Here is a 21,125-nt window from a genome sequence, read left to right as displayed (position 1 = left end):
CGCGGTCGGCCAGGCGCGTCCACCACCAGCGCGCCCTAGTGTGCTGAGTCGTTAATTCGTTGGTAGATTGCGGGTATGGGTGATGGCCGTGGTCCGAAGCTGGCGCCGCTGGAGTTGACCGCCGAGGAGCGGGAGGCGCTACGAGGGCTGGCTCGGCGGCCGAAGACGGCGCAGGCGTTGGCGGTGCGGGCGCGGATCGTCCTCGCCTGCGCGGAAGGCCTGTCCAACAGCGAGGTGTCTCGCCGGCTTAGTGTGTCGCTGCCGGCGGTCGGCAAGTGGCGTAAGCGGTTCGTGGCCGATCGGGTGGACGGGCTGCGCGACGAGCCGCGACCGGGCGCGCCACGGAAGATCGGCGACGCCCAGGTCGAGGCCGTGATCACGAAGACGCTCGAAGAGCTCCCGCTCAATCAGGACAGTCATTGGTCGACGCGGTCGATGGCCACGGCGGTGGGGCTGAACCAGACCGCGGTCTCGCGGATCTGGCGGGCGTTCGGCCTCAAACCGCACCAGGTCCAGAGTTGGAAGCTGTCGACCGACCCGCTGTTCATCGACAAGGTCCGCGACATCGTCGGGCTGTACCTGGACCCGCCGGAGGCCGCCATGGTCCTCGCCGTGGACGAGAAATCGCAGATCCAGGCCCTGGATCGGACCGCGCCGATGCTGCCGATGATGCCCGGTGTCCCCGGCCGGGTGACCCACGACTACGTCCGCCACGGCACCACCAGCCTGTTCGCCGCCCTCGACGTGGCTACCGGCAAGGTCATCGGCCAGACCCAACGCAAACACCGCCACCAGGAGTTCCTGCGTTTCCTGCGCACCATCGACCGGGCAACCCCGCCCGAGCTGGAGCTGCATCTGGTGCTGGACAACTACGCCACCCACAAGACGCCCGCCATCGGGCAGTGGCTACTCAAGCACCCCCGGTTCCACCTGCACTTCACCCCGACCTACTCGTCGTGGCTGAATCTGGTCGAGCGCTGGTTCGCCGAGCTAACCAACCGCAAACTCCGCCGATCGACCCACCGCAATGTCGCCGCACTGGAAGCCGACGTCACCGCCTGGATCGAGGCGTGGAACGCCGACCCGAAACCGTTCGTGTGGACCAAGACGGCGGACGACATCCTCGAAACGATCGCCGCATACTGCCAACGAATTAACGACTCAGCACACTAGTAGTGCTTTGTCACGTTTCGGCATAGCTTGATAGCTGTTCGGGAATCGTCTCGTTGCATCCGGTGTGGATGTTCGTGAGGTGGAGCGTCTTGGCGACGTGTTGGTCGAGTTCACCGGGGACGTGTTCGGGTCGTTGACCCGGGCCGGGTGGTGCGACCGTGCGGGGCAGTATCTGCAAGGGCTGATGCTGGACGGGCGGCGTAAGTCGGTGCAGCCGATGGCGGGCCGGCTGGTGGGTGTGCACGATCAGGCGTTGAACCATTTCGTGACGAACAGTCCGTGGGCGGTGGAGCCGGTGCGCCGCCGTCTGGCCCGGCGGATGGACGCGGCGATCGGGCCGGCGGCGTGGGCTTTGGACGACACCGGGTGGCTCAAGTGCGGATCGGCGTCGCCGGGGGTGGCCCGGCAGTACACCGGCACGGCGGGGAAGGTCACCAACTGCCAGATCGGGGTGAGTCTGAACCTGGTCACCGATGTTGCGTCGTGTCCGGTGGACTGGCGGCTGTTCCTGCCCGGGTCGTGGGATCCCGCCTCACCCGAGGCCACCGACGATGTCGAGCGGCGACGCGCCCGAGCGCAGATCCCCGACGATGTCGGGCACCGGGAGAAGTGGCGCCTCGGGCTGGACATGATCGATGAGGTGACCGGGTGGGGTCTGACGGCGCCGTTGATCGTGGCCGACGCCGGGTACGGCGACAGCGGCGAGTTCCGCCTCGGTCTGACCGAGCGGGGCCTGTCCTATGTGGTGCAGGTGGCCACCACGATCAGTGTGTATCCGCAGACGGCGGTGCGGACCGCACCGCCGTACCGTGGGGTGGGACAGCGACCGAAACAGCGCTACCGGGAGCCGGCCGTCTCGGTCAGGGACCTGATCGCATCCGTCGGCCCCGACGCAGCCCGGACGATCGCCTGGCGGGACGGTTCCCGCACCCGTGCGGGCAAGCCGGTGAAGATGCGTTCCCGGTTCGTGTTCCTCCGCGTCCGTCCGGCCGGTCGGGTCCTGCGGGCCGCCCACCGCGACCGCGACCTGCCCGAGGCGTGGCTGATCGCCGAATGGCCGGCCGACCGCTCGGAACCCACCAAGTACTGGCTGTCGAACCTGCCGGCCACCACGACGAAACGCACCCTCATCCGGTGGGCGAAACTCCGGTGGCGCATCGAGCACGACTACCGCGAACTGAAGACCGGACTCGGCCTGGACCACTACGAGGGCCGCACCTGGCAAGGCTGGCACCACCACGTCACCCTCGTCTCCGCCGCTCACGCCTTCTGCACCCTGCAACGCCTCGACCCAAAAGCCCCCGCGCCGGCCTGACCCTCTACGCCGTACTCCGCGAACTACAGGCCCACCTCGTCCGCCTGGCCGGCGCCTGCCCCACCTGCAAAACCCGCTTCCCCACCAGACGAAAACCCCGAGACCAACCCCGATCATGACAAAGCACTACTAGTGCCTCGTCTTGGAACGTTGATCGTGTAATCCGTCGTTTCTGAGGATCTGTCGGGCAGGCCGTCTCTCAACGGTTCGACCTTGTGGCCGGTGGGTAGGCGGCCGGAGGTGTTCGTCCGGCAGGTGTCGATGGCCGAGGGCCAGCGGTTGCAGAAGATCACCCGGACCGCTTACTTGCGAGGCTCAGCCGATGCGCTCGGCGAGCGAGACGATGATCCCTTCCGGCCCCCGGACGTAAGCCATCCGCCAACCACCCTCGTACTCACCGATGCCACCGACCAGTCCGTAGCCCTCGCTGGCTGCCCAATCGACAGCGGCCTGCAAGTCGTTGACCTCGAAGGAGACGTTACGCAATCCCAGCTCGTTTGCCATGGCGGCCGGCGAGCCCGGCACGGACTCCGGTCGCACGAATCTCGCGAGCTCCAGGCGGGCGCCATCTCCGGGCGACTTCAGCATGACGATCTCGGTGCGGGAGTCGGGAATGCCGCAGACCGTCTCCAGGAACTCGCCCTCGACGAACGCTCTGCCCTCGACCTTTAAGCCGAGCGCCACGAAGAAGGCGGTCACGGCATCGAGATCTGCGACCGTGATGCCGACGTGGTCGAAGCGTCGTACATGCGGCATGAATCGTGCTCCCGTCGTATCGATCATGTATCTGCCACGGTAGGCGTTCCCAATACCAGGCCGGCCTGGGATGGTCGTAACCATGTGGACGCGCAGCTTGTCACGAGGGAGCACCGAAGGGTGGGCCGGCTCGCCCGCACCAAGGTACCGAGCGTAACGGCCACCAGCGATCCGCAGCGCATGGTCTGCGGCACATCCGGATGGCTCTCGGCATGCGGCGCAGACTTCGCGCTCGACCTTGCCGGTCTTCGCTGGCCGTGTAGGAAGGGCCATGGCATCAGCGAATCTTCACAGTTGAGGGTGTAGTCGCTGGTTGGATGGTGGCTGGCGCGTCGGTCCCGGGGTAGGTGTCGAGGTCTTCCGAGGATGGAGGTTCCTACACCGCCCATCTGGAAGACGTCGACGTGCCTGACACTGCCTTGGGCTGCCCTGACCTGACTCCGTTCTGCCGCCTGGATGAGCTCGGCCTGGCCGTGGTCGGCCAGCGTCTGGAGCCCGATCGCGCGAGCCTGGCGTGCTGGATCCTGGAGGCTGATGACGGCACCGACGACTGGCACCCTACCCGCCGCGGGGGCAAGCACGTCACCGTGATCATCGACCTCACGCCGGTGCGCGCCGGTACGGGTCCAGCGAGACTGCTGGACATGATCCCGGGCCGCTCCAAGGCCGTGTTCGACCCGGGCTTATCCAGCGCCCTCAGGCGTGGCGCGAGGCCGTGGAGGTCGTCGCGATGGGCGGGTTCACCGGCTTCAAGACCGCCGCCGCTGAGGAGATCCCCAACGTGGTCGCGGTGATGGACCCCGTCCACGTGGTGCGCCTTGCCGGCGATGCCCTCAACGACTGCCGCCGCCGCGTTCAGCAGACCACCCGCGGCCGCCGCGGCCGTAAGAACGACCCGCTCTACCGTGCCCGGCGAGCCCTGCACGAGTCGCTCAGCGCCGGCGTCCCCAGGCCGCTGGTCGAGATCGCCAAGCTCGGCCGCATCCTGAGCAAGCGAGCCGCTGGCGTACTGGCCTACTTCGACCGGCCGGCACCAGCAACGGTCCAACCGAAGCGGTCAACGGCCGCCTGAAGCACCTGCGCGGCTCCGCCCTCGGCTTCCGCAACCTCACCAACTACATTGCCCGATCCCTAGTCGAGGCAGGCGGAATCGGACCCGACTGCACCCTGCATTGGTGACGAGCCGCTCTTCCTGGGATCGGTCAAGATACGACGGAAACCGGCATCCCTGTCTTGAGTTGAAATTGCCGCAGGTGAGGTGCCGGGGAGGATCGGCGTCGGCTGCCCGACCAGGGACAGCGATGCGCAAACGCAGCCGGAGGCCCGATCTTGTGTCACCGTTCGCAGTACGCTTCTTCGCGTACCCGCTCAAATCGATCAACGGCGCACTCGATAGCGCAGGTGAAGCACCCGGTTGCCGTGAATCACCACGTCAGGATCCTCCAGCAGGTGCTGCGCGTGGACCGACCCGAAGTAGCGCTTGCCGGACCCGAACACCACGGGTACGACGTCCATGCGCACCTCGTCGACCAGGCCCGCGGCAAGCACCTGGCCACCGACGTCGCCAGCGGCGACCTCGACCATGCGGTCACCCGCAAGCTCCTGCGCTTTGGCCACGGCTGCCTCGACGCCGTCGACGAAGTGGAACGGTGCCTCGGGGTTCCAGCCCTCGGGCTCCGGCCGGTGCGTCACGACGACCACGTGGTCGATTCCGCCCGGCGGCTTCCCGTCCCAGCCGTCCGTCATGTCGAAGACGTGGCGACCGACGATCGTGACTCCGATCTGGTTCCAGTACGGCCGGGTGTAGTCGTAGGACGTCTGCGACACCTTCAGCTCGCCGCTCTCGTCCAACGGGACGTCACCGTTGGACAACCAGTCGAACAGCGGTCCGGGCTGGTCACTCTCGTCCGCGACGAAGCCGTCCACCGACACCGAGCTGTACATGACCACCTTGCCCACAGGGCTCTCCTCTGCTTTGGATTTCCCTAAATTAGCGTGTCGTCAGCTGTCGCTCTTGTAAGAGGCCGGTTCGTTAGGTTAGGTCCGTTTCGGGGTGAGGGTGAACACTCCGGGTTGGTTCTCGGTCAGGACGTGATGCTTGACCATGCGTTTGAGCTTCGCGCGGGCGCTCTCGACGTGTTTCGGGATGGGGTCGACGCCGAGGGCGAGGCAGATGTCCTTGGCCCGCATGCCGGTGGTCGTGGTGTCGAGGACCGTCAGGATCTGCTGGTAGGGGGCGCTGGCTATCGTCGGGTCATCGGCGGTGAACTCGGCGGCGGTGAGGATGCGCAGCGTGGTGCGGGTGACCTTCAGGTCAGCCAGCTCGCCCTCGATGCGGGCGAGGTCGGCGGTGAGGGCGGTGATCTGCTCGCGTAGCCGGTCGGCGGCCTGATCGGCGGTGGCTTCGCGTGCGGTGATCAGGTCGAGGATTACGGCGAGGTTCACCGGTGTCGCCAGGACGGTGTGCTGGTGCCGGTCAGCCGGCGCACGATGGTGACCATCGACGCCCACAACGTTCGTGACACGGCCGATTCTGGGCGGCTCTCGTACTCGCGCACGAGCCGGCGGTGCAGCATCAACGTGCCGTAGGTCTGCTCGACGATCCACCGCTTGCGTACTGGCACGAACCCGGGTCGGGTGTCGGATCGTTTGACGACCTCGACGTCGATCCCGAGGACGGCGCCGTGCAGCGCGAGGTCCTGCTTGAACCCGGCGTCGACCCACGCCCGGGTGACCGTCGGGGCGCGCTCGACGACTGTGTCGAGCAGTCGGATGCCGATGGCGTTGTCGGTGACCGAGGCGGCGGTCACCACGACCGCGATGACCAGACCGAGGGTGTCCACGGCCAGGGCGCGCTTGCGGCCGGACACCTTCTTGCCGGCGTCCTTGCCGGTCGTGGCGGCCGGGACATGGTTCGCCGCCCGGACCGACTGGCTGTCCAACACGACCGCGGTCGGATCCTCGGTCCGGCCGGCCTTCTCCCTGGCCTGGCAGCGCAGCAGATCATGGATCGCCTGGTCGGTGCCGTCGTCCCGCCACAGGGCGAAGTAGTAGTAGGTCGCGGACTTCGGCGGCAGGTCGTGCGGCAGGTACGCCCACTGACAGCCGGTCCGGTTCTGGTAGAGGATCGCGTTCACGATCTCCCGCAGGTCGTAGTCACCCTGATGCCCCGACACCGAGACCCGCTTGGCCTTCCACGCCCGCAGGAACGGCCCGATCAACGCCCACTGCGCGTCGGTGACATCGCTGGGGTACGGCTTCCGATCACCCATGAACGGCCTAACGCCACTACCGCCCGACGGTCACGACCAGGATTCACATTCCCCGACATCGAGAGACCGCTATCCGTGGCGAACCCGCTGAAGGACCCTCAACCGGACGCAAAGCATAGATCAAATCAAAAGCCCTCGAACCGGCCTCTAAGAAATCAATCGGCCGGCAGCGGCCAGCCGTCCAGCACGTGGCCGGGATGTTCGCGCAGGAACCGCCGCCGGACTTCGACATACCGGGTCGGCGTGAGCCCGGTGAACGCCCGGAACTCGTGACCGAAGTGGGCCTGGTCGAAGTAGCCTGCGTCACCGGCGAGGTCGCCCCAGTCGATCGGCCCGGCGGGGTTGATCGCGAACACGGTGGCGGCGAAGCGGTAGGTGCGGGCCAGCCGCTTCGGCGTGACTCCGATGAGCTCCTTGAACCGCTGTGCCAGAGGCCAGGACCCAGCCGACCACACTGGCCACCGCCCACCTGAACCGGCCCTGGGTGAAGCTCGGCTGACAGCGAGAGGATGTTTCACGTGTGAGTCAGTCGGGTGTGTCGAGGGTGCGGCGTCGTTGACGGGTGGCGGTTTCGCCTCGGATGAGGCGATGGAGCGTCCCGCTGATGGCGGCCCGGCCGCTTCCACAAGCGTCTGTCAGGGCCCGCGAAGAGCCGCTGTGGCAGACCAGAAGCCCGCCGGGCAGCCCGGTCCAAGCGAAATCCAACGCCAATTCAATTGCAATCCAGCCGCAGTGCCTAACGTCCGCCTCACGCTTACCCAGAGGAGGCACGGATGATGTTTGCCAGGCACCGAACAAGATTTGCGCTCGTGGCGGTGGCGATGGCGCTGCTGACGGTGTTCGTGGGGGCCCCGGCCACCGCCAGCCCCGCCGACAAAGCCAATCCCGCAGTCGCCGCAGCACTCGCGAAGATCGCCGCCAACAAGCACTCGGCGGCCGACATCGCGCTCATCAAGCGCTATCCCGAACTCGCCCGGGTGGTCGCCGACCCGAGCCGTACCACCATCACCAAGACGTTCAGTCCCAACCTGGTCGAGGACGGGAGCGGGTTGAAACCCGCCGGTCCGGTCTCGCCCAACGGACTGTGCGGCTGGGTCGCGGTGACCATCACCGTCGAAACGATCCTCGGCTTCGACCTGTTCAAGTGGAAGCACCGCGCCGAGGCCTGCATGGACGGCGCCAACGTCACCAGCTGGACGAGCCGGTACGACCAGATGGACTACGCCGACGTGACCATCTACGTCCGGAACCTGGAAAGCCACGCCAGCCCCGTCCCGGCATACCAGGCCTTCTCGCATATGCAGCGGCACCTTGAGCAGTGCGTCGTCAAGTACGGCTGCTACGCCAACTGGTACCCGTGGAGTGACATCACCTTCTACGGCGACTACTACTACTCGTGGAACTGGGGCGTCGCCTGACGGTCACGTCTACGCGCCGCTCCCGCCGGCCCGGCCGGTGGGGCAGCCCGGTCACCGTTGCAGGCGGTGATCGGGCCATCACCGTTGCGTAATCGTAGCCCTTGATGCGCTCGTGGCCGGTGTGGAATATTGGCGGACATGGCCGGTGGTGGCGCCGTGCGGATCCAAGTTCTCGGCGCCGTACGCGCATGGCGTGACGGCGCCGAAGTCGACCTCGGACCCACCGGCCGGCGGGCCGTGCTCGGGCTGCTCGCCCTCGCCGGGGCGCAACCGCTGCCGAGAGCCGAGATCGTGCAGACGCTCTGGCGGGACCGGCCACCGCCCAGCGCCATCAACATCATCCAGACCCACGTGAAGCACCTACGCCGGCTGCTGGAACCCGGACGGCCGCCACACAGCCGCTCCGACCTGCTTCCTTCCGTCGGCGACGGGTACGCGCTACGCGTCGCCGACGTCGACGTACAGCGGTTCCGCGAGCTGACCGCCGCTGCGGGCGACCTGATCCACGACGGTACGGGGCATTCCGCGTCGAGCCTGCTCCATCAGGCGCTCCAGCTGTGGCGCGGCGCCCCGCTGACCGACGTGCCGGCGCTGGCCAGCCATCCCAAGGTGATCGGGCTGCTCGGGGAGCAGCGGTCCGCGCTGCGTCGGTACGCCGATTTGATGATCTCGGCCGGCACACCGATCGACGTACTGCCCATGCTGGAGGAGGCGGCGGCGAACCATCCGCTGGACGAAGCGGTGCAGGCTCGCCTGATCCGCGCCTACCGGGCTGCGGGCCAGCAGGCGCGAGCCTTCGCCGCGTACCACGCAATCCGTCGGCGGCTGGTCGATGAACTCGGCGTCGATCCCGGGACCGAACTCGCCGCGGCGCACCGCGCCCTGCTGAACGACGAACCGCCGACGCCCGGCGCACCCACGCCCGGCGGTGTGGTCGAAAGCGAGCCACCAGCGGCCACCGTACTGGCCGCCGACCCTCCCCGGCCGGTGCCCAGCCAGCTACCGGCGGACGTACCCGGCTTCGTCGGCCGGGGCACCGAGCTGGCCGAACTCGACCGCGTCTTCGCCGAGTCGGCCGCCCGGACCCCGACCCGGATCTGCGTCATCTCCGGTATGGCGGGGGTCGGCAAGACGGCGCTCGCGGTGCACTGGTCGCACCGGGACCGTCAGCTCTTCCCCGACGGGCAGCTCTACGTCAACCTGCGTGGTTACGACCCGGATCGCCCGGTGGCCCCGGGCGACGTCCTCGCCCGGTTCCTCAACGCCCTCGGGGTCACCGGCGAGGCCGTCCCGCTCGACCTGGATGAGCGTGCCGCCCGGTACCGCACCGAGATCAGCGGCCGGCGGATGCTGCTCATCCTGGACAACGCGGCCTCGGTCGAGCAGGTCCGTCCGCTGCTACCCGGAACACCGTCGTGCGCGGTCGTGGTGACCAGCCGGGACAGCCTAGCCGGGCTGGTCGCTCTGCACGGCGCCCGCCGGCTGGTGCTGGACGCGCTGCCGCTGCCCGACGCGGTAACGCTGCTGCACGAGCTGATCGGAACCCGGGCGAACGCCCAGCCCGCAGCGGCCGTGGCGCTGGCCGGGCTGTGCGCCCAGCTCCCGCTGGCGCTGCGGGTGGCGGCGGCGCTGGCCGCCAGCCGTAACCTGATCGCGTTGGCCGACCTGGTCGACGAGTTGGGCGACCAGCGGCGGCGGCTGCGGTTGCTGGACGCCGGGGGCGACCCCCGGGCCGCCGTACGCGCCGTCTTCTCCTGGTCCTACCAGCACCTGGCCGCCGACACCGCCCGCGCCTTCCGATTGCTCGGCCGTCATCCCGGTCCGGAGATCGAGACATACGCGGTGGCCGCCCTCACCGGCGCGCCGCTCGACCGTGCCGACGAACTGCTCGACCAACTCGCCCGCGCGCACCTGGTCCAGCACTTCGGCCTGCGACCGGTACGGGATGCACGAACTGCTGCGCGTCTACGCCGCCGACCTGGCCCGGACCGAGGAGCCCGAGGCGGCTCAGACCGAGGCGCTGTCCCGGCTGCTCGACTACTATCTGGCCACCGCCGCCGCCGCGATGGACGTGCTGTATCCCGCCGAGCGGCACCACCGCCCCCGGATCGCGGCCCCTGCCGGAACGCCGCTGCCGGTGTTCGCCGAACCGGCCCTGGCCCGCGCGTGGCTGGACGCCGAGCGTCCCACCCTCGTTGCGATCAGCGGCTACGCGGCCGACCACGGCCGGCCGGCGCACACCGTGCGGCTGGCCGCGACCCTGTACCGCTATCTCGAAAGCGGACACCACTCGGACGCGCTGACCATCCATGCCCGCGCGCTGCACGCCGCCCGCGCTGCCGACGACCTGTCCGGGCGGGCCCACGCGCTGACGAACCTGGGGGCGGTGCACCGGTTGCTCGGTGGGTACGAGTGCGCCACCGGCCACCTGCGTCAGGCCCTCGCGCTGCACGAGCTGACCGACGACTCGTACGGCACCGCGCGTACGCTGTCCAACCTCGGCATCGTTGATGACCGGTTGGGGCGCCACGAGTCGGCCGCACAGCAGCAGCGGCAGGCGCTCGTGCTGTTCCGGGCCATCGGCGACCGGTACGGCGAGGCCGGCGCGCTGACCAATCTGGGCAGCGTGGAGGAGAGCCTGGGCCGGCACGAGTCGGCTGCGGAGTACCACCGGCAGGCGTACACCCTCTTCGGCGCGCTCGGCGACGCGGTGGGGGAGGCGATCGCGCTGGCCAATCTGGGCGATGTCGAGATCCGACTGGCCTGGTACGGGCGGGCGGTTGAGCATCTCGGGCAGGCGTTGGCGCTGTTCCGGGCCGCCGGGCACCGGTACGGCGAGGCCAGCGTCCTCAACGCCCTCGGTGAGGTCATGCAGGCCGTCGGCCGACCGGGCGACGCGCTCGCCCGGTACACCGCCGCGCTGCGGATCGCGGCGGAGACCGGTGACCGGGACGAGCACCTGCGAGCCCAGCACGGCATTGACCTGATCAGCACGACCGGGGCGGAGATCCCCGACGGTCGGCCGCCGGGGCCAGAGGACCGCCCTGGTCCGTCCGGCGTCCCCGTCGTCCGGCGCGTTGTCGGATAATCGATGGCGTTGTCGCCAGCGACGCCGACGCAGCATCACCGTCGTCTGCGCGATCGGCACCCGGATCCGCCGTGTGAGTGCGGTCAGTGGGTATGGGTCTCCCCGAGCGGCTGGTGGGGCTCGTCGTTGCGCACGACGATGTCGAACTGATCGGTCGGGCGGATCGTAGCGAAGTAGAACCGATGGGCGGGGAAGTAGCGCTCGCGCCAGCGCCGTTCGACGTAGGCCCGGGATGACACCCGGCGCTCCCGGACCAGGGCACGATCCACGGTCTTCTCGAGCGTAGTCGACACGAAGATGCGCAGGTCCCACCGGTCGATCAGTCCCGGACGCATGAGGAAGACGCCGTCGAAGACCAGCACGGCGTCGGCGAGGGTGGTCTTGCCGGCGGCGGGCGGTCCGTCGACGGCAACCCGCGTCGGGTGCGCGACGGTGACGGACCCGACCGCCTCAGCGGGAAGGCGCGTAGTACTTTCGCCAACGCGTGCAGGTCGTCCCTGCTGCGTAGCCGTCCGGAGCGGGGCGGTGGCCGCGCCGCTGGTCGTGACCGCGATCGGCCGGGGGAAGGTGTACGCCCCGGCGACCGTGGCGCGGCTGCTGGCCGGCCGCCGGTAGGATCACCAGCGCGGTGCTTCCGATACCGGCCAGCCTCAGCGGCCCCCACTCTCCCCTGGCGGGAGGGCGGGGCCGCTTCGTGCAGTAGTTGATGTTCGTCGATTCATCTGTCAAGCTCGGGCTTCGGATCGAAGAGACTGGAGTTCGCATGCCTGCACTTCGTCGGATCGTCGCCACGGCGTTGGCCGGGGCGGTGTCCGCGTCCGTTCTGCTCTCCGGGCCGGCGGGCGCCGCCGAAACCAAGACCTTTTACGGCAACGGAATGAATAACAACTACTTCACCGCGCTGTTCAAGGCCCAGGAAAACGCGCGTTCCCTCGCCAGCGCGGACGGGTTCGAGCCGAGCACGCAGTGCAGCCCTGGCGGAAGCTACACGACGCAGCCGTGGCCGGGCCTCTACTCTGTGACGGCGCAGATCATCTGCACCCGCTGACAACCCAGCGCCCCGCCGCCGCAGGTTCTAGCGATCCCCGCAACACCCTGGGTTTCAGGGGGTTGCGGGGATCGTGTCGTCATCGGAGTTGCGGGTGGGGTTCTTCGAGCCGCTGGACCGTCAAGGCTGCAACGTCTCGGCGGCGATGCGGTGCTGCGTGTCCGGGCCCGGACGTCGGTGGCCTGCCGACCGGTGCCGCCCCATCGCCTTCGGGTGTGGCCGGCGGCTCGGAGGGGGCCGCGCCGACCCGGTCGGCGTGCCGGGTACCGGGCGGTCCGTCCAGCGGATCCAGGCCGCCTGTGGGCAGCGGGACATCCTTTGGATAACCGCCTGATCAAGCGGGCGGCGTGCTATGGGGGCCGGTTGCCCGACCTCCGAGGTGTCAGGAGAGGGCGGCCAGGGCGTCGATCCTGGGTTGCCGCCACTCGTACCGCCTGCACCGCCGGCAGGCGTCCATCTCGCCGCCGCTGGGGGCGGGGACGGTCTGGGTGCCGTTCGCGCCGTAGCACTCGCACTGGATGGTGGTGATCGTGGCCACGAGGACCCTGCACGCCCACGATTCTCCTGGCCGGGGGAGAATCGGGGGAGTGGTGCCGCCCGGCCAGAGAGCTTGCCTGGTCCTCACCTCACCTGCGTCGGCGATCTGTCCACTGTTACGTCCGTGACCTCAGGTGCGCTGCCGAGTGGATGGCCGCGCAGGTGCGCCGGTCCGGGGGCGCTAATCCGGCCACTCCTCCCACATCCACGTGCCGGCGCCGACGGCGAACATGTCGTCGTCCGGTGCGATGACCTCCCGGACGCCCTCGTCGTGAAGCAGGAGCACTTCGCCGCTGGCGAGTAGCTGTCCGGGTATGGAGTCGAGTTGGGTGCCACCACGGTGCCACTGCGCGTTCAGGTCGGCGATTAGCCGTGCGACGACATCGCGGGTGAAGCGGGGCTTGGCCCAGCCACTCCAGGGCGGGTCCGATCTGGCAGGGGTAGGGCCCTCCATGGGCGCCGGCGAGCCGGACCACGGCGGGACGCCAGGATGAGGAGTCGGCGGCGCGCGAACCGATGCGCGGCGACGGCCAGGTCGGTGGTGGTGCCGGCCGTCGGTGTCGGCCAAAAAAACTCGGCACCTCTGAAATCGGCCGCGTGTCACGGACGTGTCTGTTGTATCGAACCGGTGCTAGGTGCCGGATCGAGCCGGGTCAACCCGTCCTGGCACTCCGACGGAAAGGAAGCATCCGATGATCCGGAAGCTGATTGCCGGTGCCACGCTGGTGGCGTCTACCGGCGCGATGATCGCGGCGTTTGGCGTGTCGCAGGCCAGCGCCACGACTACGCCGCAGGCGGGCGCGAAGCCGGCGGCGGTCCAGGCGCCGGTCAACGCCGCCGCGCCGGTAGCCGACCCGATCTTCAAGGGTAAACGTCAGGTCGCCATCGTCCGCGCTCAGGCGTCCGAGGGTGCGCTCTCGCTGATGGACGACGGCCGGCTCGGCGAAGTGGACGGTGTGGAGGGCAAGTCGCTGTTCGTGCTGGCGCCGCTCGGCGGGGACAAGTACCTCATCCGGACCGCCACGCCGGACTCCGCGACCGGCGGCGAGCCGTCGTGCTGGAAGGTCCACAACCCGAACACCAGCGCGCCGCTGACCGTGCGCAAGGCGGCGTGTGACACGCGCGTCGCCGCCCAGCGGTTCACGATCAGGGCGTACGGCGAGAAGGACGGCAAGACGACGTACGCGATCAGCAATGACTCGGCGTACCTGCAGTACTTCCCGACGTCCGGCCTGATCATGGAGGAGCTGGGCGACGCCCCGCTGGTGTCCACGTTCAGAATCGTCGACAACGGCCCCGCCCCGATCCTCGACTGACAGGGTGTGGTCGCGGCAGCGCGAACAACGTGGTTGAGAATGCCGCTGGCAGGTGACGTCGGGGCTGGTGCGCCCGGGGTCACGACCACGCTAGGCGGGTAGCTGGCGCATGCCGGCCCCCCGCAGCGCCCTTCCGGGTGACTGCGGGGGGTCGTGTGGGGCCCACTGTCAGTACCGGACCAACGGCAAGGGCCGCACCGGGCCCGCAGAGCATCCGTTCGCCGGCTGATCCCCCACCCGTCTGCCCGGCCCGAGAACGGAACTCACCTGTAGATGCGCGACGCCGAGGACTTCGACACCTTCTACGCAACGACCTCGCGTCGCGTGCTCGCGCACGTCGCCATGATGGTGAGCAGCCGGGCCGAGGCCGAGGACTCGGTGGCTGAGGCGTACCTGAGGGCCTGGAACCGATGGGACAAAATCAGCAAGTACGAGAACCCCGAGGCCTGGGTCCGACAGGTCGCCTACCGCCACGCGGTGAGCGCCTGGCGCAAGGCCGTCAACCGGCTCTCCGCCCACCGCCGCGACACTACCCCCGGACAGCACGTCGAAGCGCTGAGCCCGGACCACGTCGCGATCGTCGCGGCGCTGCGCCAGCTCTCCGCCAACCAGCGCCGCGTGATAGTCCTGCACCACATCGCCGGTCTGAGCGTCGCAGAGATCCACCACGAGACCGGCGTCCCGGCCGGCACCGTTACAACCTGGCTGGCCCGGGGACGCCGGACCATGGCCGCCTACCTCACCGACAGTGAAACCTACGAGACGGGCCGGGGGCGCCGTGATGTCTGACGACCGCATCCAGTACGGCCTCGACGCGTACGCCGACCACCTTCAGCGTTTCGCCGACCTGGCCCCCGCCGCGGAGATCCGCCGCCGCGCCGCCCAGCGCCGCCGCAACCAGGCGGCCGGCGCAGCCTTCGCCGCCGTCCTGATCGCCGTGGTCGGCCTTGGCGCGATCCTGAAACGGGCGCCGGAACCCGCGCCGAATCCCGCCGCCCCCTCGGTGTCCCCGTCCCCGTCCCCGTCCCCGTCCCCATCCTCGTCCCGCACCAGCACCAGCACCAGCACGGTGAAGTCGGATGTCACCCAGTTGCGGCAGCTTGGCATCGACCTGGAGGCCGACGTGCTGATCGATATCGCCGACGACGGCGTAGACCACTGGGTGCAGATCGGCGCGAACGACACCGTCGACTTCACCGGCACCGCCAAGGACGCCTCCACCAGGATGGTCCTACTGCCCGCGCCAGTGACCGCCCGGAACCGGGTAGTGATCACCCCATCGGCCCGGCCCGGCTTCTGCGTGGCCGCCACGCCGCAGCCGCCGCTGGCCCTGCAAACCTGCCAGGACGGCGACGAGACACAGACCTGGCAGGTCCTGCCGGCCGGCGACTCCGGCCAGTTCAACCTGGCGGGTCCGTACGGCGTCATCACCGTCGACGAGGCTCTCGTCCCACCCGGACAGAGCGGCCGCACTGGGCTACAGACCATCCGCTTCGACAAATAACCAGGGCCGAGGCTCTCCGCAGCCTGCTCGTCGTTCGGGGGGCAGGCTCCGAGTTCCGCGTTGGCTCCTGTCGGACAGCGTTTGGCAGACCTGGTGACGATCCGCACCACCCTGCCCGCGCTCACCGCCACCGAGTAACCCACCATCGTCAGTGCCCCCTAACCGCAGATCCTGGCAGTCCTCAACACCGCGACCACCGGCATGCGGGCCAACGACAACTGCCTCGCACTCGGCGGTCAACGCTTCACGCTGAGCACGGTGACATAGCCGGACGGCCCGTCGGTGGGGCCAGCCGATCGGGCAGGTCGGTAACGGCAACCCCGGGCTGGACGTCACCTCCGCCGGCCCCGCCCCCAGCCTTCCCGGGCCGATGGTCCAGCCAGCGAGCAGCCCACCGGGCACCTACCTGGCCGGTGACTCGAATGTGTGCTGACCAGCCAACCGGCCCCGAACATTGGCTGGGCTCGGATCCTGCCGATACCCATGTCGCTGGGCGTGGTCGTCGCCAACTACGGGGACTCGGGCGAGAGTTCCGGCAGCTTCCTGGGCAACGCGGCACTGTTTCCCGCAGTGCTGTCGCGGGATCACGGAGCCCGGCACCAACCGCAGCGTGAAATCCTGCACACCTGACACTGTGGATCGGCGACCGTCGGCGGCGAAAGGCCAAGATTCTATATCCGTCATCGCTCCTCAGGCTGTGCCCGTCACCGCATCGGGCGAGGACCGACTACGTCGCTGCGTCCGGTCTCCGCCGGGCGATGATCCCAATCCTCGAAGGCTCACGGCCTGCGGCTGCTGCGGCCGGCCACCGCCGGACGGGGACCGCAACTCACCTACCGGGTGTGCTTCTGCACCGACGACGAAAGCTATGCTCCGCTATCGCGTCGGGCGTCCATGTAGTTGATCCTCTACTTGGCGAACCGGCACCGTTTCGGACACCGGCGTCGGTGCATGACGTCGCTGGTCGGACGGATTCTCCCGACTGGGTCGGAGCTCGGGTCATCCCCGGTGGGGAGGCCGATATGGGTCCGCAGACCGACGTTTTCGGTTGGTGGCCCAGGGCACCATGAGCAGCAGTTACGTCACACGGGAGGCGACATGCACCTGTCACGCCGCAGTTTCCTGCTGGCCACCACCGGTACGGCACTCGCGACGCCCCTGCTGGCCGGTGCCGGCCCGGCACTCGCGGCCGGCCGTCCGCCCGCCGGGTCGCTGCCGGACGCGGCGCTCACCGCTGACCTGCGCGCGATCACCGAGGCCGGCATGCCCGGCGTGTTCGCCGAGGCGCGGGACGGACGGGACCGGTGGCGGGACGCCAGCGGAGTGGCCGACGTGACGACCGGTCGACCGGTGCTGCCCGGGTTCCAGCACCGGGTCGGCAGCATCACCAAGACCTTCGTGGCCGCCGCGCTGCTGCAACTCGTCGGTGAGCGCCGGATCGCGCTGGACGCCCCGATCGGCCGGTACCTTCCGGAGTTCGCGGTCGCCGGGGTGACCGTCCGGATGCTGCTCAACCACACGAGCGGAATCAGCGACTACGACCACGTCATCTTCGCCACCCCCGAGGACATCGAGCGGCACCGCTCCACCACGTTCACGCCGCGCCAGCTCGTCCGGGCCGGCCTCGGTCAGCCGCCGACCGGGGCACCAGGCGCAGCCTTCTCCTACTCGAACACCAACTACATCCTGGCCGGGCTGATCATCGAGCGGGTCACCCGCCGGTCCGCCACCGACGAGGTGCACCGGCGGATCCTCCGGCCGCTCGGGCTGCGGCAGACGTACTTCCCCGGCCTGCGTCCCCGGATCGCCGGCCCGCACAGCAGGGGCTACGTCCCGTGGTACGAGGGCGAGCTGCGCGATTTCAGCGTCAGCAACATGTCCTGGGCCTGGACGGCCGGGGCGCTCGTCTCGACCATGGCCGACCTGAACACCTTCTTCCGGGCGCTGCTCGGTGGTCGGCTGCTCCGCCCGGCTCAACTGGCCGCGATGAAGACCACCGTGCCGTTCGACCCGGCCCAACCGGAGGCCGCCGGCTACGGGCTCGGCCTCTACCGGATGACCTGGCCCACCGGCGACGTCTGGGGGCATGACGGCCTGGTCTTCGGGCACAGCGCCATCTCGCTGCACACCCCGGACGGTCGGCGGCAGGTGAGCCTCGCTCAGAACGTGACGCACTACGCGCTGCCCGGCACGCCGGACCCGATCGGCGAGGCGGTCGGCAGGTTGCTGAACACGGCACTGGTCGGTGAGAGCGTCGTCGCGGCGCGGACCGCCACCGCCGCCCGGGTGCCGGCGGTCGTTCCGGCGCCGGGCGCACCGACCCTGGTCAGGCCACTTCCGCAGCGCTGACGCTGTCGCCCGGCAGCCGCGCCCGGACACCGTACTCCGGTCGCGGCTGCCGCGCGGCCGGGCTGTGGCGTTCCCGCCACGCCGGATCGCGCCGCTCGGGCGCCGTGTTCGATCGACGTCGATCGCGCCGGTCGGGGACGGGCCGTCGAGCGGGGGCGGATCGACACCGTCCGCCCGCCGGATGCCCAGCCCGATCGCGCTGGTCGGATCGGGTCACGCCTCAGCGGGTCGGGGATCGCCAGTAGCCGGTCCTCGCCAGGATGCGGTCCGCCACCGCCCGGGGATCGACCAACTGGTGCAGATTCCGGCCTGGTACGTGGTCGACGGGCCGGCCGCGTCCCCCCGCGTCGGCGACGTCCAGCAGTGACGGCACGATGGCGACCGCACCCGATTCCTCGAGCGCCTGCGCGGTCGACGTCCAGGGTCAGCGGCCCGACCGACGGGCTGTGCACGAGAACGAACGTAACCCCATCAGCTCACCCTGCCCGACCGGGCCACCGGACCACACCCCGCTCGGCGCGCCGGCCGTCCTCGGGCTCGCCCGCGTGACCGGTTCAGCAGGTCATGTCGATCTCCAGGACTGCGACCTCGTGCCGGTCGACCAGCAGCACGGTGGTCTGTGGTTCCTCCTCGAAGTCCTCGTCGTCGGGTGGCCAGGTCGTCGGCAGCAGGCCGGCGTATCCGATGTGCACGTCGGCACCCATCCGGGCCAGGACGAGATCGATCAGGTGGTCGCCCAGGAACGCCGCGAGGTGGTCGGCCGGAAGCTCCGGGAACTCGTCGATGCCGTCCCAGCTCCCGTCGAACAGCTCGCTCAGGTGCATGCGTACCAGATTGCGGAGACCGGCACGCAGGTCGGCGGCCGGTACGGGCCGGAACGCCTCCTCGTCGTGTTCGTCGGCGTCCTCGCGGTTCTCGACCCACCAGCGGGCTGCGGCGGCCACCGGAGCGCCGTCCCCGGGGTCGAGCCGGCCGATCCGGAACCGGAAGGTGACCGGGCTGTTGTTGTTGACCCAGAGCAGGTCGCTCAGCAACGTCATGATGCAGGCCAGCCGGGTCCGTAGGGCGGCGTCGGCGCCATCGGAGTCGGTGACCGGCGGCTGTCGAGTCTCCGGAGCCGGATGCAACGAGACCCGCAGGGTGCTGCCGTCGAAGTCGCGTTGCAGCAGGTGCAGCGGCTCCGGCCGGCCCGGCTCGTCCGGCCGCTCGCTGTCGGTGGTCAGCCGGAGCAGATCGGCGTACGGGCCGGCGAGCTCGTCGGCGAGGAACCGCACCAGCACCTCCGCGCGCCGGTCGGGTGTCCCCACCACGGCCGAGATCAGGCTGACGAGTTCGGTCGCCACCTCCTCGTCGGTGCGCACCGGCTCGTACGACCGTCCCGGCCCGACCGACACCCGACTGGTCAACACCGTCGCGCCGGTGACCTCCGGAAGGCCGGCGGCGTCCGCGATCTCCGTCAACGGCGGCGGCTCCGGCCACTGTTGATCCCGGCGGGACCTGGTCCGCCCGGCCACCACCGTTGACGACCAGCCGGCAGCCTGCTCCGGCGACCACGTCGCCAGCAGCCACACCGCCGCCACGCGTACCCAATGCTGGTTCGTCAGCCGGCGGCCATCCTCCCGCTCGACCGGGTCGGGCTGTCGGTACCAGGAGTCGGTGTAGGCCGTGGTGCGTTCCACTGCGGCAACCCTTTCCGCGTTGGGGAGGTGCGAAGGTAACAAGCGACGGTGACATTCCTGTCCACAGTGCGACGACGTCTGCCGAGGTCCGCTTGCGGCCGACGGCGTCACGGCCGGAACTGTCGGTCGGGGCTCCTACGATCACGGCCGGGTGGGCTGCCTTCTCCGCGCTGTGGACCCAGGACGTGCCGTCCGGTGACCGGTGGGACGCTGACGGGCAGACCGTCGCTGCGGCAGCTCGCACCTGGGCAGGGCTTTCGCGCGGGCGTCAATTCCGGGTTCGATCGCCGCCAGCTGCGCGTCGAACACGGCCGCTGCCGTCTCCGCCAGATTATCGACTTCTACCTTCTGGTGACGTGAATCAAGCGCACTCTCTGTGTTGCTGCTCCAAAGCTGAGGTCTTCTGCTAGGCCGCGAGCGGGCAATTTGGATAGTGGATTCTGGAGTTGGGCGCGAAGCCGCTCGTGGTGTCCACGACGCTATGGCTTGTAGCATCCCATCCATGTATCTGCCGAGGGCTGCGAACGCTGGTCGGGTCGTCCCATATTCAGGCAAAGCCGTTGTTGACAAGGTCCTCTGTTACATCGTGCGCGAGGGGCGGTTGCTCGTCTTCCGCCACACCGATTACAGCTACGAAGAGGTGGGGATCCAGGTGCCCGGAGGCAGCGTGCGCGTCGGTGAACAGCCGGAGGACGCGGCGCTACGCGAGGCCCGTGAAGAGACCGGGCTGACGGGCTTCGCGGCCGTCCGGAAATTGGGTGAGGTTGAGTACGACATCAGCCCGCTGCGGTTCGAGATCCAGAATCGTCACATCTTCCAGTTGAAACTGACCGGGCCTACGCCTGACCGGTGGGCGAGCCAGGAGGAACACGACGGCAAGCAGGAGCCGACCCGGTTCGAGTGCTTCTGGGTACCGCTGGAGGCCGCGCACGTCCTGCAGTCCGGCCAAGGTGCTCTCCTCGGACGCCTGTTCGACTGATCAGGCGGCTCGTGAGTTTTCGTCAGCGAGCTGAAGTTGTCTTCGGCTCTCTTTCAGCCGTAAGGCAACTCCTAGCTCACCGAGCGGCTCTGAGCGTGCGGGTACGGGAGCCGTCGATCCCCGTCCAGGCTCAGCAGCCATGGAGCCCTCCCCATGACGGCCGGAGGCACAGACGAGACGGTTCTCTGTTCGGCTTATTTGTACAGTCCCGTTCCGCGCCTCACGGACCCTCCTCGAACAACTTCCCGGCCGCTGCTGGTCGAGCGCGGCCGAGGGTTCGCGATGGCGTTCGGCTCCGGCCCCTCACCGACGCGGCTCACCTCGGGCACCACCAGCAGGCGTTGAGGCTCAGCGGGGGGTGTTGAGGGTGCGGCGTTGTTGGCGGGTGGCGGCTCGGCCTCGGGTGAGGCGGGCGAGCATGCCGGCGACGGCGGCCCAGCGGATCATGGCTTCGAGGTGGCGGGGCGGGTTTCGTGGTCGCGGGCGAGGCGACGGTGGGCGGTGAGCCAGGCCAGGGTCCGTTCGACGACCCACCGTCTGGGGTGCACGACGAACCCTCGCTGGTCGGCGGGTTTGCGCACGATCTCGAGGGTGGTGCGCAGCGTGTCGAGGGCCCAGTCGACCAGGCGGCTGGCGAAGCCGGAGTCGGCGAAGACGTGCCGGAGCGGGGTGGCCGCGTCCACATCCCAAA

General features: G+C 69.3%; 21 protein-coding genes and 3 pseudogenes. 14 read left to right on the top strand and 10 right to left on the bottom strand.

Annotated elements, in window-relative coordinates:
- Positions 1-75 precede the first annotated feature (75 nt).
- Both GA0070618_RS26975 and GA0070618_RS26970 read left to right on the top strand, forming a co-directional pair.
- On the top strand, positions 76-1,173 hold the full coding sequence (locus GA0070618_RS26975; protein ID WP_088984080.1) for an IS630 family transposase: 1,098 nt from the start codon (positions 76-78) through the stop codon (positions 1,171-1,173).
- 64 nt (positions 1,174-1,237) lie between these two features.
- Positions 1,238-2,488 carry an IS701 family transposase gene (locus GA0070618_RS26970; RefSeq protein ID WP_172900339.1) on the top strand — a complete coding sequence of 417 codons (1,251 nt, stop codon included), beginning with the start codon at positions 1,238-1,240 and terminating at the stop codon, positions 2,486-2,488.
- A gap of 315 nt (positions 2,489-2,803) precedes the next feature.
- Here GA0070618_RS26970 and GA0070618_RS26965 read toward each other — a convergent pair whose 3' ends face one another.
- On the bottom strand, positions 2,804-3,271 hold the full coding sequence (locus GA0070618_RS26965; protein WP_197701654.1) for a VOC family protein: 468 nt from the start codon (positions 3,269-3,271) through the stop codon (positions 2,804-2,806).
- Positions 3,272-3,783: 512 nt separating this feature from the next.
- Between GA0070618_RS26965 and GA0070618_RS26960 the strand changes: the two are divergent.
- Positions 3,784-4,402 (top strand): annotated as a pseudogene (locus GA0070618_RS26960) (ISL3 family transposase); the annotation flags it as partial.
- A gap of 219 nt (positions 4,403-4,621) precedes the next feature.
- Here GA0070618_RS26960 and GA0070618_RS26955 read toward each other — a convergent pair.
- The 4 genes from GA0070618_RS26955 to GA0070618_RS26940 all read right to left on the bottom strand — a co-directional run bounded on the left by GA0070618_RS26955 (position 4,622) and on the right by GA0070618_RS26940 (position 6,971).
- The gene (locus tag GA0070618_RS26955; protein WP_088984119.1) at positions 4,622-5,203 is read right to left on the bottom strand and encodes a dihydrofolate reductase family protein; all 582 of its coding nucleotides are present in this window, start codon (positions 5,201-5,203) and stop codon (positions 4,622-4,624) included.
- A 78-nt stretch (positions 5,204-5,281) separates the two neighbouring features.
- Complete coding sequence (locus GA0070618_RS26950; RefSeq protein WP_088980870.1) at positions 5,282-5,689, bottom strand: hypothetical protein; 408 nt, start codon at positions 5,687-5,689, stop codon at positions 5,282-5,284.
- A complete protein-coding gene (locus GA0070618_RS26945) occupies positions 5,686-6,516 on the bottom strand; it encodes an IS5 family transposase (RefSeq protein ID WP_088980358.1) in 831 nt (276 codons plus the stop codon). The genes GA0070618_RS26950 and GA0070618_RS26945 overlap by 4 nt, the downstream gene beginning before the upstream one ends.
- A gap of 155 nt (positions 6,517-6,671) precedes the next feature.
- The gene (locus GA0070618_RS26940; RefSeq protein WP_231931473.1) at positions 6,672-6,971 is read right to left on the bottom strand and encodes a helix-turn-helix domain-containing protein; all 300 of its coding nucleotides are present in this window, start codon (positions 6,969-6,971) and stop codon (positions 6,672-6,674) included.
- 354 nt (positions 6,972-7,325) lie between these two features.
- Here GA0070618_RS26940 and GA0070618_RS26935 point away from each other — a divergent pair, with 354 nt between their 5' ends.
- Together GA0070618_RS26935 and GA0070618_RS34955 are read left to right on the top strand one after the other, a co-directional pair.
- Positions 7,326-7,934, top strand: a complete 609-nt coding sequence (locus tag GA0070618_RS26935) for a hypothetical protein (protein ID WP_088984118.1) — start codon at positions 7,326-7,328, stop codon at positions 7,932-7,934.
- A 138-nt stretch (positions 7,935-8,072) separates the two neighbouring features.
- A pseudogene (locus tag GA0070618_RS34955) lies at positions 8,073-8,762 on the top strand (AfsR/SARP family transcriptional regulator); the annotation flags it as partial.
- 618 nt (positions 8,763-9,380) lie between these two features.
- On the opposite strand, the gene GA0070618_RS34950 reads toward GA0070618_RS34955, so the two are convergent.
- Positions 9,381-9,857: a hypothetical protein gene (locus tag GA0070618_RS34950; protein ID WP_231931472.1), complete on the bottom strand. Its 477-nt coding sequence runs from the start codon at positions 9,855-9,857 to the stop codon at positions 9,381-9,383.
- A gap of 22 nt (positions 9,858-9,879) precedes the next feature.
- Between GA0070618_RS34950 and GA0070618_RS34945 the strand changes: the two genes are divergently transcribed.
- Positions 9,880-11,022: a tetratricopeptide repeat protein gene (locus tag GA0070618_RS34945; RefSeq protein WP_231931471.1), complete on the top strand. Its 1,143-nt coding sequence runs from the start codon at positions 9,880-9,882 to the stop codon at positions 11,020-11,022.
- Positions 11,023-11,105: 83 nt separating this feature from the next.
- On the opposite strand, the gene GA0070618_RS26925 is transcribed toward GA0070618_RS34945, so the two are convergent.
- Entirely contained in the window at positions 11,106-11,384 is a 279-nt protein-coding gene (locus tag GA0070618_RS26925; protein WP_088984117.1) for a nucleoside/nucleotide kinase family protein, read from the bottom strand.
- 401 nt (positions 11,385-11,785) lie between these two features.
- Between GA0070618_RS26925 and GA0070618_RS26920 the strand changes: the two genes are divergently transcribed.
- On the top strand, positions 11,786-12,070 hold the full coding sequence (locus GA0070618_RS26920; protein ID WP_088984116.1) for a hypothetical protein: 285 nt from the start codon (positions 11,786-11,788) through the stop codon (positions 12,068-12,070).
- Between the two features lie 382 nt (positions 12,071-12,452).
- Here the strand turns inward: GA0070618_RS26920 and GA0070618_RS33730 are convergent, their stop codons facing one another.
- Positions 12,453-12,608: a hypothetical protein gene (locus GA0070618_RS33730; protein ID WP_157749023.1), complete on the bottom strand. Its 156-nt coding sequence runs from the start codon at positions 12,606-12,608 to the stop codon at positions 12,453-12,455.
- Between the two features lie 691 nt (positions 12,609-13,299).
- On the opposite strand from GA0070618_RS33730, the gene GA0070618_RS26910 reads away from it, so the two are divergent.
- The 5 genes from GA0070618_RS26910 to GA0070618_RS26895 all read left to right on the top strand — a co-directional run bounded on the left by GA0070618_RS26910 (position 13,300) and on the right by GA0070618_RS26895 (position 17,776).
- Complete coding sequence (locus tag GA0070618_RS26910; RefSeq protein WP_088984114.1) at positions 13,300-13,923, top strand: hypothetical protein; 624 nt, start codon at positions 13,300-13,302, stop codon at positions 13,921-13,923.
- A 273-nt stretch (positions 13,924-14,196) separates the two neighbouring features.
- A complete protein-coding gene (locus tag GA0070618_RS26905; RefSeq protein ID WP_088984113.1) occupies positions 14,197-14,712 on the top strand; it encodes a sigma-70 family RNA polymerase sigma factor in 516 nt (171 codons plus the stop codon).
- A complete protein-coding gene (locus GA0070618_RS26900) occupies positions 14,705-15,427 on the top strand; it encodes a hypothetical protein (RefSeq protein ID WP_088984112.1) in 723 nt (240 codons plus the stop codon). The genes GA0070618_RS26905 and GA0070618_RS26900 overlap by 8 nt, the downstream gene beginning before the upstream one ends.
- Positions 15,428-15,910: 483 nt before the next feature.
- Positions 15,911-16,057 (top strand): hypothetical protein, encoded by a 147-nt coding sequence (locus GA0070618_RS33725; RefSeq protein WP_157749022.1) that lies wholly within the window; start codon positions 15,911-15,913, stop codon positions 16,055-16,057.
- A 468-nt stretch (positions 16,058-16,525) separates the two neighbouring features.
- Complete coding sequence (locus GA0070618_RS26895) at positions 16,526-17,776, top strand: serine hydrolase domain-containing protein (protein ID WP_088984111.1); 1,251 nt, start codon at positions 16,526-16,528, stop codon at positions 17,774-17,776.
- Positions 17,777-18,330: 554 nt separating this feature from the next.
- Here GA0070618_RS26895 and GA0070618_RS26890 read toward each other — a convergent pair.
- Entirely contained in the window at positions 18,331-19,455 is a 1,125-nt protein-coding gene (locus tag GA0070618_RS26890; protein ID WP_088984110.1) for a hypothetical protein, read from the bottom strand.
- Positions 19,456-19,650: 195 nt separating this feature from the next.
- Here GA0070618_RS26890 and GA0070618_RS34120 point away from each other — a divergent pair, with 195 nt between their 5' ends.
- Both GA0070618_RS34120 and GA0070618_RS26885 read left to right on the top strand, forming a co-directional pair.
- Positions 19,651-19,815, top strand: coding sequence for a hypothetical protein (locus tag GA0070618_RS34120; protein WP_170107822.1), 165 nt, complete (start codon positions 19,651-19,653; stop codon positions 19,813-19,815).
- A 142-nt stretch (positions 19,816-19,957) separates the two neighbouring features.
- Positions 19,958-20,434: an NUDIX hydrolase gene (locus GA0070618_RS26885; RefSeq protein WP_088984109.1), complete on the top strand. Its 477-nt coding sequence runs from the start codon at positions 19,958-19,960 to the stop codon at positions 20,432-20,434.
- Positions 20,435-20,895: 461 nt separating this feature from the next.
- On the opposite strand, the pseudogene GA0070618_RS34940 reads toward GA0070618_RS26885, so the two are convergent.
- Positions 20,896-21,096, bottom strand: a pseudogene (locus tag GA0070618_RS34940) (transposase); the annotation flags it as partial.
- Positions 21,097-21,125: the final 29 nt, after the last annotated feature.

Source organism: Micromonospora echinospora (assembly GCF_900091495.1).
Taxonomy (GTDB): domain Bacteria; phylum Actinomycetota; class Actinomycetes; order Mycobacteriales; family Micromonosporaceae; genus Micromonospora; species Micromonospora echinospora.
Note: the sequence above shows the minus strand (reverse complement) of the source record. Positions and strands in the feature narration are given on the sequence as shown.